Raw genomic sequence first — 12491 nt, 5'->3', positions numbered from 1 at the left:
GATGGAAGGCCAGTTTCGCGTCGGTGGGTTCGAGGGAGAAGCGACGGGCGGCGGCGGCTTCTCCGCCGGGCGCGTGCCCGGTGCCGTGCGCGCAATCGGCGCGGTGTTCGAGATCGCCGGCGCGTCGAGCCAGGTGCTGCTCGACCTCGCCGAACTCGATGCGCTTGCCCGCAGCGACGATGCCGCGCTCGCCAATGCCGGCCAGGTCGGCGCGCAGGTCAAGATCCGCGTCGGCAGCGCCTGGCTGATCGCCAGCATCCGCACTGCTCGGCTCGATGCCTCGGGCGCGCGCGTTTCCGCCGCGATCGACTTTCTCGGCGAGGGCGATGAGGAGAAGCTGACCGGCAAGCTCTACCGCTTCCGCCGCGGCGTCACCCGCTATCCGACGCCCGGCGCCGAGGTCTTCCCGGTAACCACAGCCGATCTCCGCCAGATCTACGCGGCTGACGAGCGCCCGCATATCGAGATCGGGACCGTCTACCCGACCAGGGACATTCGCGCCGCGCTCTATGTCGACGCGATGCTCGGCAAGCATTTCGCGCTGCTCGGTTCCACCGGCACCGGCAAGTCGACATCGGCGGCGCTGATCCTGCACCGGATCTGCGAGCTGGCGCCGCAGGGCCATGTTGTGATGATCGATCCGCACGGCGAATATGGCAGTGCCTTCCAGCACAATGGCGCGCTGTTCGACGTCTCAAACCTGCAGCTGCCCTATTGGCTGATGAACTTCGAGGAACATTGCGAGGTGTTCCTCACCAGCGAGGGTGGCGACCGGCAGGTCGATGCCGATATCCTCGCCAAGTGCCTGCTCGTCGCGCGCTCGAAGAACCGGATCGGGCAGGAGATCGGCAAGCTCACCGTCGATGCTCCGGTGCCTTACCTGCTTTCGGACCTCATCAACGCGCTCACCCTCGACATGGGCAAGATGGACAAGGCGACCGATACGGCGCCCTATCTCCGCCTCAAGAGCAAGATCGACGAGGTAAAGGGCGATCCGCGCTACGCCTTCATGTTCTCGGGCATGCTGGTGGCGGACACGATGGCGGCGTTCCTGTCGCGCATCTTCCGCCTGCCCGGCGACGGCAAGCCGATCTCGATCATCGACGTGTCGGGCGTGCCCAACGAGATCACGAGCGTGGTCGTCGCGGTGCTCAGCCGGATGGTGTTCGATCACGCGATATGGTCGCGTGGCGAAGCCAAGCGGCCGGTGCTGCTCGTCTGCGAGGAGGCGCACCGCTACGTGCCCAACGAGCGCAACGCCGATGGCTCGTCGGTGGGGCGGATCCTCAGCCGCATCGCGAAGGAAGGCCGCAAATACGGCGTCTCGCTGGGGCTGATCACCCAGCGGCCTTCGGATCTTGCCGAGGGCGTACTCTCCCAGTGCGGCACCATCCTCTCGATGCGGCTCAACAACGAGCGCGACCAGGCCTTCGTCCGCGCGGCGATGCCGGAGGGCGCGCGCGGCTTCCTCGATGCGATCCCGGCGCTGCGCAACCGCGAGTGCATCGCGGTGGGCGAGGGCGTGGCGACCCCGGTGCGGCTGCTGTTCGACGATCTGGAGCCCGCCAAGCGTCCGGCCTCGGACGACCCGCTTTTCTCGGAGCTGTGGCGCGAGGTCGGCGGCGAAGAGGCGATGCTGGAGCGGACGATCCGGCGCTGGCGCTCGCAGGGGCGGTAACGCCTACTCGGCGTTTTCCTTCTGCGCGCCGTGGCCGACGGGCACGGCCATCAGGCCGTGCAGCCTGGCCTTGAAGGCACCCAGCGCCCCGCCGGCGAGGCGCCGGACCGAGGTGAACGACACCGCGCGCGGATTGACCGCCTGGCCGTTGCGCGTCGTCTCGAAATGGAGGTGCGGGCCGGTCGACAGGCCGGAATTGCCGCTGCGGCCGATCTGCTGGCCCTTGCGCACCGACTGGCCGGGGCGGACCATCACCTTGCTCAGATGTGCATAGCCGGTCGCGAAGCCGCCGCCATGGTCGATCCGGACGAGGTTGCCATAGCCCGAGGCGCCGCCCGCCACGCGCACCACGCCGTCGACCGCGGCGAAGACCGGCGAGCCATAGGGGGCGGCGATGTCGATGCCCTTGTGCATCCGGGTGAAGCCGAGGATCGGGTGCATCCGCATGCCGAAGGCCGAGGAGAAGCGGCCGTTGACCGGCATGGTCATCATGCCGGTCTTGCTGCCGGTGCCGCTGGCGTCGAACCATTCGGTCTTGCCGTCGCTCTCCCAGGGGGCGAGCTGGACGCCGTTGGCGCAGCCGGTGACGCCGGCATACATCAGCTGGCCGTACTGGACTTCGCCGGTGGCGGCACGTGCCTGGCCGAGGATCAGGTCGAACTTGCACGACGAGCCCAGCTTGGAGACCGACACCCGGCTGGCGAGCGTACGCAGGAAGGTCTCGACCGCCTTGGCCGGGGCGCCGGCGGCGCGGGCGGAGCGGTAGAGGCTCGACCCGATCAGCCCCTGTACACGCAGCGGGGTGTGATCGATCGCGATCGGAATGGACTTGATCGCAAGCGCGGCGCCGGTGCGGACCACTTCGATCCGGCGATCGAAGGCGGCGCGGAAGGCGAGCTTCTCGAGCGGGCGCGGCTGCGACGTGTCGACGCGGCGGCCCAACGTCATTTCCAGCACGGTGTTGCGCTGGATCTGACCAAGCGGCATCGCGCCGGAAACGAGGCTGGTGACGATCTCGGCATCCGCCTCGCCCACGCCCGAGCGCTGCAGCACGCCGCGCAGCATCGTCCCGCTGGCGAGCCGCGCCTCATGCTCGATGATCGGGCGTTCCGGCGTGTCGGTGAGCGGCTTGACCAGGCTGGTCGCCGCGACGTGCACGCCGGTGCGCGATCCCTTGGCGAGCGGCGCGATCGCCTGGGCCTGCTGCGCCTGCTCCGCCTCGCCGGTAAGCGGCGCGGGGAGGATGCCCGCGATCGGCCGGTCGAAGCCGGGCGAGAGCATCCAGGTCGCGGCGCAGAGTGCTGCGCAGGTCGCGGCACCGCGAAACCAGGTGGGCGAGCCGATATCGGCGCCGAGATCGGGCACCAGGTCGAGCGTCGCCAGCCGCTTGCCGATCCGCGTAGGGACGACGGCCGGGATCGCGCGCGCCAGGCCACCGCCGCCGCCGGCGAGGCCCGAGCCATGATCGTCGCGAAAGAACAAGCCGTGCTGCCCCTAAGACCCGATTGCGCGCGGCAAGAAGCGGCGCGTCCATCGAATCACTCTGGAATCACGGTCTTAAAGTCAAATTAAGTTTGCCACCCGGTGACTCCGCACGCGCTCACCCGTGCAGCGGCTGCGATGAAATGGCCGATTCGGGCGCAACCGTCACGAAGTCGTGGAAAAGCGGCGGCAAGGAGTTGCCTAATGCCGCGCGCACGCCGATCTTGGATGTCGACATGAGCCAGTTCTCCCGTTCGCCCGTCACGGCAGTGCTGGGGCCCACCAACACCGGCAAGACTCACCTCGCCGTCGAGCGGATGTGCGGCCATGCCAGCGGCATGATCGGCTTCCCGCTGCGGCTGCTGGCGCGCGAGGTGTATGACCGCGTCGTCCGGATGAAGGGACCGACCGAAGTCGCGCTGATCACCGGCGAGGAGAAGATCCTGCCGCCCAAGGCACGCTGGTTCTGCTGCACGGCCGAAAGCATGCCGCTGGAGCGCGAAACCGCGTTCGTGGCGCTCGACGAGGCGCAGCTCGGCGCCGATCCGGAGCGCGGACACGTCTTCACCGATCGCCTGCTGCGCGCCCGCGGCCGCGAGGAGACGATGATCCTCGGCTCGGACAGCCTGCGTCCGATGCTCAAGGCCCTGGTGCCCGAGGCCGAGATCGTCGGCCGCCCGCGCTTCTCCACGCTCAGCTATGCCGGGGCCAAGAAGCTCTCCCGCCTGCCGCGCCGCTCGGCGATCGTCGCCTTCTCGGCCGAGGAAGTCTATGCCGTGGCCGAGGCGCTGCGGCGGCTGCGCGGCGGTGCGGCGGTGGTGATGGGGGCGCTGTCCCCGCGCACCCGCAACGCGCAAGTCGCGATGTTCCAGGCGGGCGAGGTGGACTATCTCGTCGCCACCGATGCGATCGGCATGGGGCTCAACATGGACGTCCACCATGTCGCCTTCGCCTCGCTCCACAAGTTTGACGGGCGGCGCCAGCGGCGGCTGACCATCGCCGAGATGGCGCAGATCGCCGGCCGCGCCGGTCGCCACCAGAAGGACGGCACCTTCGGCGCGCTCCACGCGGAAGGGCCCAGTGCGTTCACGCCCGAGGAGGTGCTGGCGATCGAGGGGCACCAGGTGCCCAGACTCGAGCATCTCTATTGGCGCGAGGGCGAGCCCGATTTCGACAGCATCGACGCGCTGATCGGCAGCCTCGAGCGCAAGCCCGAGGCTGAGGTGCTGCGGGCGGCCCCCCAGGCGACCGACTTGGCCGTGCTCAAGCGGCTGGCCGAGGAAAGCTGGGTCCGCGATCGGGTGCGCCACCCGCGGATGGTCGCGCGGCTCTGGGCGGCGTGCGGGCTGCCCGATTTTCGCAAGCTCGGCGTTGATCCGCATGCGCGCTTTGTCGGGCGGCTGTTCGGACATCTGTCCGAGGGGCGCGGGCATGTGCCGCACCAATGGTTCGCCGACGAGATCCAGCGGCTCGACAATATGGGCGGCGATGTCGAGACGCTGGCCGGGCGCATCGCCGCGGCGCGCAGCTGGGCCTATATCGCCCATCGTGCCGATTGGCTGGAGCAGCCGGCGCATTGGGCCGAGCGGACGCGCGCGATCGAGGAGAAGCTGTCCGACGCGCTCCACGCCAGCCTCACCCAGCGCTTCGTCGACAAGCGCACCACGGTGCTGCTCCGCCAGATCGGCGCCGATGCCTCCAACCTGCCGGTGACGATCGGGCCGGAGGGCGAAGTGAGCGTCGAGGAGCATCCGCTTGGCACGCTGCAGGGCTTCCGCTTCACCGTCGCCGCCGAGGCGCGCGCGGGCGACAAGCGCATGCTGCTCGCCGCCGCCGAAAAACGGTTGGCGGGGGAATATCGTCGGCGCGGTTCGGCACTGGCGGATGCGCCCGATGCCGAACTGGCGCAGGTCGGCACCGCAATCCACTGGCGCGGGCACGATGTCGCGCTGCTCAAGCCCGGCGCGAATTTGGTGCGCCCGCGCGTGCAGCTCGATCGCGCGCTCGATGTGCTCGATCCGCAGGCAAAGAGCGCGGTGCAGGCGCGGCTGGAGCGCTGGTTCGCCGAGCGGGTCGCGGCCGATCTGCCGGTGCTCGCCAAGCTCGACGCGATCACCCGCGAGGAAGCCGCGGGCGCCCCCTTGCGCGCGCTGGCCAATGCGCTGCTCGAGCAGGGCGGGCTGCTGCCGCGGCGTGCCGCGGGTTCGATGCTGGAAGCACTGGATGGCCCCGCTCGCCACCGGCTGCGCAAGATCGGCATGACGATCGGCACGCTCGATGTGTTTGCGCCATCGCTGCTCAAGCCGCGTGCCGCCGCCCGGCGCCGCGCGCTGATGGGGCTGGAGCAGGGACCGCCGGATGCTGCCGTGGTGCTGGCTCGCGATGCCAAGGGCGCCGACCTTGTCCATGGCTTCCGTCCGTTCGGCGCACAGGCCGTCCGCGTCGACCTGGTCGAGCGGATCGCGCGCGCGGCGCATGAGGCGCGCCAGGGCCGCAAACCCTTCGCGCCCGATCCCGCGCTAGCCACTTCGATTGGCCTCAAGCCGGAGACGATCGCGCGGCTGATGGCACAGCTCGGCTTCCGCACCGCGCGGGGCGACGGCGATGCGCCGCAGCGCTGGATCTGGCAGGGCCTCACCCCGCTCGCCAAGCCCAAGCCGGTGGCGGTGCCGGGCAATGCCTTCGCGGCGCTGGCGGCGCTCCGCAATGGCTGAGGCTTCGGGGCATGGGCCTGCGATGCGGCTCGATCGCTTTCTCTGGTATGCGCGGATCGTGAAGACGCGCAGCGCGGCGCAGGCCTTGTGCGAGAAGGGCCTGCTGCGGATCGACGGCCGCCGGGTGGAGCGCTCCGCCGCCTCGGTGCGGGTAGGGTCGATTCTCGCCTTCCCGATTCAGGGCAAGGTGCGGGTGCTGCGTGTCGAGGCGCTGCCGATCCGGCGCGGTCCGCCCGGCGAGGCGCGGTTGTGCTACGAGGATCTCGTTACCGATCGGGACGTTCAGCCCCCGTCCCATGATTGACGTGCGCGCCTAGCGCGCATAGCAGGGCCCCCGCATTGATCGTTCGCAACCAAGGACCGTTTCTCCCATGACCTATGTCGTCACCGACGCGTGCATCCGGTGCAAGTACATGGACTGTGTCGAGGTCTGTCCGGTCGACTGTTTCTACGAGGGCGAGAACATGCTCGTCATCAACCCCAGCGAATGCATCGATTGCGGCGTGTGCGAGCCGGAATGCCCGGCCGAGGCGATCCTGCCCGATACCGAGAACGGCCTGGAAAAGTGGCTGGAGCTCAACCGCACCTATTCGGAGCAGTGGCCCAACATCACCACCAAGGGTGAAGCGCCTGCCGATGCCGATGCGATGAAGGCCGAGACCGACAAGTTCGACAAATATTTCTCGCCCAACCCCGGCTCGGGCGACTGACGCGCCGGGGCGGCATCCGCCCCGCCCGCGATGGCCCCGAAATGGTGCAGCCGCCATGGCTTTATGCGCCTTTCGCGTGACCTTTCACTGGTAATTTTATTACGAGCGTGTTAAATAGCGCCCGACGAAGGCAAGGACTCGCCTTCGCCCGGAGACGCTAGCGTATGCCCCGTGTTCCCTCGTCCGCCGCGCCCTGCGCGCTTGGGCGGGATCCGCAATCCAACCGGGGCCGGTAATTCACGAAAGGTTCCTCGCACCATGGCTGCCAAGGCGCTGTCCTTCGATGTCGGCGATTATGTCGTTTACCCCAAGCACGGCGTGGGCCGTGTGATCGAGCTGCAGAAGCAGGAAATTGCAGGCATGCAGCTCGAGCTTTACGTCCTGCGTTTCGAAAAAGAGAAGATGACGCTCCGCGTGCCGACCAACAAGGCCGAGAGCGTGGGCATGCGCAAGCTTTCCAGCGACAAGACGCTTCGCGAAGCGCTCGATACGCTGAAGGGTAAGCCCAAGGTCAAGCGTACCATGTGGTCGCGCCGCGCCCAGGAATATGAAGCCAAGATCAACTCGGGCGACCTCGTGTCGATCGCCGAAGTGGTCCGCGACCTGTTCCGTGCCGACGACCAGCCCGAGCAGAGCTATTCCGAGCGCCAGATCTTCGAAGGCGCGGCTAGCCGCCTCGCCCGCGAACTGGCGGCGATGGAAGAGATCGACGAGCCGGCGGCGCTGGAAAAGATCCTGGACATCCTGCGCAAGGCCGCAGCGATCCACAACAAGGACAAGGTTCCCGCCTAAGGCGCGGACCCGAAGGGTCGGATCAAAAGGGGGCGGAGCCGCAAGCTCGCGCCCCCTTTTCGTTACGATCGGATTGTGTATTGTATTGGCAACACACGATCCGGGAGGTTCCACATGCGTCCGTTGCTCGTCCTTGCCCTGCTGCCCCTCGTCAGCGCCTGTCACACCAGCTGGAGCGAGAGCAAAGGCACCAAGGTCGAGGCAAGCGGCACGGGCACCAGCCGCAACTTTGCCGCGACCGGCTTCACCGGCGTGGCGCTGAAGGGCTCGGATGACGTCGACGTTCGTACCGGGCCGAGCTTCTCGGTGACGGCGGAAGGCGATCCTGCCGTGCTCGACCAGCTCGACATCCGCCTCGACGGCAAGACGCTCAACGTAGGCCGCAAGACCAAGGCCGGCGTGATGTGGGACAAGGGCGGCGCGGCCAAGATCCACATCGTCATGCCACAGCTGCGCGATGCGACGGTGGCGGGGTCCGGGACGATGCAGGTGGACCGCGCCGAGGGCAAGTTCGACGGCGTGGTCGCCGGATCGGGCGACCTCAGCATCGCCGCAATGGCGGCCGAGGAAGCCTCGCTGTCGATCGCGGGGTCGGGGAACATCACGCTGGCGGGACGCGCGGAGAAGATGGATCTCTCCGTCGCCGGCGCGGGGGACCTGAAGGGTCAGCAGTTCACCGCCAAGAGCGCTGATATCTCGATTGCCGGCTCCGGCAGCGTGCGCGCCAATGTGGGCGGTCCGGCTTCGGTCTCGATCCTCGGCTCGGGCGATGTCGAGCTGCGTGGCGGCGCGAAATGCGAGGTGAGCAAGATCGGATCGGGCGAGGTAAAGTGCTCGTAGAAGGACCACGGACCAAGGAGGCACATTGCGCCTGCCTTGGTCTGGCTGCGGGCTGTGCCTTTGTTCGCCCGTGCAGTCTGGTAAGAGTGCAGGAGACTTACGCAAATTAGTGTAATTCCACGGAAATACCCCGCTTCCTCTACATGCCGGTTCTATAAAGCTGGCGGGGGATGGATGGACATGAGCATTCGCTCTGCGCTGGGGTTTCGCCGTGATTGCCTTTTCGAATTTGAAGATTCAGCTCAAGATCCTGCTGCTCCTGGCAGCTTTGTCCGCGGTAACTCTGGGCGTCGCCTGGATCGGCGGCCGCAACTTGATGACCGCTGACAGCAGCTACAGCGACATCGTCGACAACCAGCTTCCCGATACGGTCAAGCTCGTCCGCGCCTCGCGCTTCGCGACCGCGATGGTGTACGATGGCTACAAGACCATGTCCTATGAGGGCGGATCTGCCGCTGCACGCGCTGCGGCCGACGATGAGAAGGCGTCCTACACTAAGGCCTCGACCTTCCTCGACGACGTACTGAAGAAGGAATCGGGTCAGGCTGCCGCGCTGACGCCCATGCGTGCGCGGCTGGATGAACTGCACGCGCAGGTCCAGAAGGCCATCGCGCTGGGTCTCCGGAACGACGACGCCGGCGCGCGACGCGAGCTCGCCAGCGCAGACGCGGTGGCGGCACAGATCATGAGCGCGTTCATGGCGATCAACGATCGCCGGGTTGCGGATGCGCAGAAGATTTCTAGCGGCCTGAGCGACTCTTCCTCTTCGCTGCGCACCATGTTGCTGCTGTCTGCGATGGCAACCATCGTTGTCACGATGGGGATCGCCGTCTGGACGTCGAAGGCGCAAATCGTGAATCCGCTGGCGCGACTGCAGGATGCGATGCTGGCACTAGCCGGCGGCAATCACACGATCGACGTGCCCGGCGCGGGTCGCGGCGACGAGGTCGGCGCAATGGCCAAGTCGGTGCTGGTGTTCAAGCAGGCGGCGATCGAGCAGGCCGCGAGCGCCAAGGCGAAGGCGGCCAATGATGCCGCGCAGCAGCTCGTCGTCGAGACGCTCGAGGAGCGCCTCAAGCGCCTGGCGGAGGGCGATCTCACCGCCTCCATCGACACGCAATTTGCGCCCGAATACGCGGTCGTCCGCGACAATTTCAACGCCGCCATCGCCGCACTGCGCGACCTGATCGCGTCGGTGATGGAAAGCGCCGAGACGATCTCCACCGGCTCGGCCGAGATCGCCCAGGCGAGCGAGGATCTCGCGCGTCGCACCGAGGGTGCGGCCGCCAGCCTCGAAGAGACTTCGGCTGCGATCACCGAGATGAACCAGCGCATCAAGAACACCGCGACTGCCGCCGTGCAGACGGTGGAGCGGGCGAACGGTGCCATCGGCGTGGTCGATTCAGGCCGCAGTGTCGCAGACGAGGCGATGCAGGCGATGACGCGGGTTTCGGAAAGCGCCAAGGGCATCGACAATGTGATCGAAGGGCTCGACAAGATCGCTTTCCAGACTCGTGTTCTCGCGATGAACGCGGCCGTCGAGGCGGGGCGGGCAGGCGAGGCGGGCCGCGGCTTCGCAGTCGTCGCGGATCTCGTCTCGGCGCTGGCGATGCGGGCGGAGGAGGAAGCCGGCCGCGCCCGCGATCAGCTCACCGCCACCCAGGCCGATGTGACCGCGGCGGCGGAAATGGTCCGGCGCGTCGACCAGGCCCTTGGGGCCATCGTCGGCGACGTAAACGAAGTGCACGGGCTGCTCGAGACAATGGCCACCGACAACCAGGCGCAAGCGTCGACCGTCACTCAGGTTGCCACCGCCATCGGCAGCATCGACCAGATGACCCAGCAGAACGCTGCGATGGTGGAGCAGACCTCCGCCGCCGCCCGCAACCTCAATTCGGAGGTCGGCGCGCTCAAGGCACAGGCCTTGCGCTTCAACACCGGCGGCCAGCGCGCAGCAACGCCCGCCATGCCCGCACGCCGCGAGGTTGTAGCCGCGGCACCGCGCGCCAAGTCGGTCGCCGAAGTGCGCGGCAGCACGGTCGATGCGTCGGAATGGGCGAGCTTCTGACCGCCCGCTAGCAAGGGACGGGGCTCAGGCTGCCAGCGGGAACCGCAGCAGCTTGCGCTCCGTCGCCACCAGCGCCTCGGCGCCGGGGCCCACGGCGCGGACGATCTCCGGGTGGCCTGCATCCAGCCCGCCGGTCAGCGCGCCGAAGGCCGGGAGGATCAGCTTGGTGCCGGTTGCCACGAAGCAGCGTCGGGCGACATGGCGGCCGCGCACGGTCAGCCGCAGCTTGGGGTGGAAGTGGCCCGACAGTTCCGGCCGCGGCTCGCCGGCTTCGGCTTCGTGGCGCAGCACCAGGCCGTCGACCTCGGCTTCCTCGTGCACCACCCCGCCGCAATGATCGACCAGCACCGAATCATGGTTGCCGGTGATCCAGTGCCAGGCGAGGCCGCCGGTCAGCGCCGCCAGCATCGCGCGGGCCTGCGCGGGCAGCCGCTCGCAGCCCTCGACATCGTGGAAGCTGTCGCCCAGGCACCAGAGCTCGATCGGCGCGACCCGCTCTACCAGCGCAGTTAGCGCCGCCAGCGTCGCCAGCGTGTCATAGGGCGGCAGCATCTGGCCGTCGAGCGCGAACCAGCTCGCCTTTTCGAAATGCAGGTCGGCGACGAGCAGCGCCCGCCGTGCCGGCCAGTAGAGCGCGCCTTCAGGCAGCGCGCGAAAGTCATGGCCGGCGAACGAAAGGGGAACCATGGGTCTGCTATCCCGCTTCCGTTCGCCGGCGTCAATGCCTGTCAGGCGGCGACCGTCGCGCGCTCGGCTGCGGCCGTCTCGCCCAGGGCCCCCAGGATGCGCACCCAGGAGCGGATGCCCTTGTGGAAGCTCTTCAGCTCGTACTTCTCGTTGGGCGAGTGGATATTGTCATCGGGCAGCGCGAAGCCGACCATCACGCTGTCCATGCCGAGGATCGAGCGGATCGAGTTGACCACCGGGATCGAGCCGCCGCAGCCGAGCAGCGCGGACTTGCCCCATTCGGCATCGAGCGCGCCCTGCGTCGCCGCGAGCGGACCGCTGTCGCTCGCTAGGCTGATCGCGAAGCTGCCGGGGCCACGGGTGACAAACTCGGCCGAGCAATCCTCGGGCAGGCGGGTGCGGACATGGGTCTGGAAGGCTTCCCACACCTGGTCCGGATCCTGGGTGCCGACCAGCCGGAAGCTCACCTTGGCGTGCGCTTCGGCGGGGATCACCGTCTTGAAGCCCTCGCCGGTATAGCCGCCCCACATGCCGTTGATCTCGGCGGTCGGGCGCGACCAGACCTGCTCGAGCACGGTCTTGCCCGCTTCGCCCGCCGGCACGCGCAGGCCGATCTCGCCGAGAAACTCGCCGGCATCGAAGCCGAGCTTGTTCCAGCTCTCCAGCACGGTCGGATCGGTGTCCGGCACGCCGTCATAGAAGCCGTCGAGCGTCACCCGGCCCTCCGCATCCTTCATCTCGCCGAGAATGCCGGCGAGCAGCTGGAGCGGGTTGCGCGCCGCGCCGCCGTACAGGCCCGAGTGGAGGTCGCGCGAGGGCCCGCGCACCGTCACCTGCCCCGCCGCCATGCCGCGCAGGCCGATGGTGATGCCGGGGGTATCGCGGTCCCACATCAGCGTGTCGCAGATCAGCGCGAAATCGGCCTTCAGCTCCTCGGCATGGGCGTGGAGGAAAGGCTCCAGGCTGGTCGAGCCCGATTCTTCCTCGCCCTCGAACAGGATGGTGACGCGGCAGGGCAGGCGGCCCTCGGCCTCCTTCCACGCGCGGCACGCCTCGACGAAGGTGCGCAGCTGGCCCTTGTCGTCCGAGGCGCCGCGGCCGACGATCGTCTTGGAGCCGTCCGCGCGGGTGTCGATCCACGGATCGAACGGGTCGCGCGTCCAGAGTTCGATCGGGTCGACCGGCTGGACGTCGTAATGGCCGTAGAACAGCACGTGCGGCCCGTCGCCGTCATGGTGCGCGACGACCATCGGATGCCCCGGCGTATCCGCGACGCGCGCGTCGAAGCCAAGGTCCGCCAGTTCGGCGGCGAGCTGTTCGGCGGCGCGGCGGCAGTCGGCGGCATAGGCCGGATCGGTGGAGATGGAGGGCACGCGCATCAGCGCGGCGAGGCGCTCGACGCTGGAATCGAGCTGCGCATCGGCGATCGCAAGGACGGAGTCGGTCATGGACGCCCAGCTATGCCTCGCCGCGCCCGCCCGCAACCCCGGCGGAGGGACAGCCTGTCTCGGAAGCGTCAT

General features: G+C 68.2%; 10 protein-coding genes. 7 read left to right on the top strand and 3 right to left on the bottom strand.

What is annotated here, in order from left to right; all coding sequences use genetic code 11:
* Position 1 precedes the first annotated feature (1 nt).
* Positions 2 to 1678 (top strand): ATP-binding protein, encoded by a 1677-nt coding sequence (locus tag ABIC35_RS12705; RefSeq protein WP_121072324.1) that lies wholly within the window; start codon positions 2 to 4, stop codon positions 1676 to 1678.
* Positions 1679 to 1681: 3 nt separating this feature from the next.
* Here ABIC35_RS12705 and ABIC35_RS12700 read toward each other — a convergent pair whose 3' ends face one another.
* A complete protein-coding gene (locus tag ABIC35_RS12700) occupies positions 1682 to 3160 on the bottom strand; it encodes a M23 family metallopeptidase (RefSeq protein ID WP_121072322.1) in 1479 nt (492 codons plus the stop codon).
* A gap of 236 nt (positions 3161 to 3396) precedes the next feature.
* Here ABIC35_RS12700 and ABIC35_RS12695 point away from each other — a divergent pair, with 236 nt between their 5' ends.
* From ABIC35_RS12695 to ABIC35_RS12670, 6 genes are all read left to right on the top strand, one after another.
* Entirely contained in the window at positions 3397 to 5874 is a 2478-nt protein-coding gene (locus ABIC35_RS12695) for a helicase-related protein (RefSeq protein WP_121078963.1), read from the top strand.
* On the top strand, positions 5867 to 6178 hold the full coding sequence (locus ABIC35_RS12690; protein WP_121072320.1) for an RNA-binding S4 domain-containing protein: 312 nt from the start codon (positions 5867 to 5869) through the stop codon (positions 6176 to 6178). Before ABIC35_RS12695 ends, ABIC35_RS12690 begins: the two co-directional genes overlap by 8 nt.
* Positions 6179 to 6245: 67 nt before the next feature.
* Positions 6246 to 6584 (top strand): ferredoxin FdxA, encoded by a 339-nt coding sequence (gene fdxA / locus ABIC35_RS12685; RefSeq protein WP_066722732.1) that lies wholly within the window; start codon positions 6246 to 6248, stop codon positions 6582 to 6584.
* A 258-nt stretch (positions 6585 to 6842) separates the two neighbouring features.
* Complete coding sequence (locus ABIC35_RS12680) at positions 6843 to 7376, top strand: CarD family transcriptional regulator (RefSeq protein WP_066722729.1); 534 nt, start codon at positions 6843 to 6845, stop codon at positions 7374 to 7376.
* Positions 7377 to 7490: 114 nt separating this feature from the next.
* Positions 7491 to 8216 (top strand): head GIN domain-containing protein, encoded by a 726-nt coding sequence (locus ABIC35_RS12675; RefSeq protein WP_121072318.1) that lies wholly within the window; start codon positions 7491 to 7493, stop codon positions 8214 to 8216.
* A gap of 211 nt (positions 8217 to 8427) precedes the next feature.
* Positions 8428 to 10284, top strand: a complete 1857-nt coding sequence (locus ABIC35_RS12670) for a methyl-accepting chemotaxis protein (RefSeq protein WP_183049262.1) — start codon at positions 8428 to 8430, stop codon at positions 10282 to 10284.
* A gap of 24 nt (positions 10285 to 10308) precedes the next feature.
* Here ABIC35_RS12670 and pdeM read toward each other — a convergent pair whose 3' ends face one another.
* Both pdeM and ABIC35_RS12660 read right to left on the bottom strand, forming a co-directional pair.
* Positions 10309 to 10971: a ligase-associated DNA damage response endonuclease PdeM gene (pdeM, locus tag ABIC35_RS12665; RefSeq protein WP_121072316.1), complete on the bottom strand. Its 663-nt coding sequence runs from the start codon at positions 10969 to 10971 to the stop codon at positions 10309 to 10311.
* Positions 10972 to 11012: 41 nt separating this feature from the next.
* Entirely contained in the window at positions 11013 to 12419 is a 1407-nt protein-coding gene (locus ABIC35_RS12660) for a M20/M25/M40 family metallo-hydrolase (RefSeq protein WP_121072314.1), read from the bottom strand.
* Positions 12420 to 12491 lie beyond the last annotated feature (72 nt).

The sequence above is a fragment of the Sphingomonas trueperi genome, assembly GCF_040545965.1.
GTDB classification, from domain to species: Bacteria; Pseudomonadota; Alphaproteobacteria; order Sphingomonadales; family Sphingomonadaceae; genus Sphingomonas; species Sphingomonas trueperi_C.
Note: the sequence above shows the minus strand (reverse complement) of the source record. Positions and strands in the feature narration are given on the sequence as shown.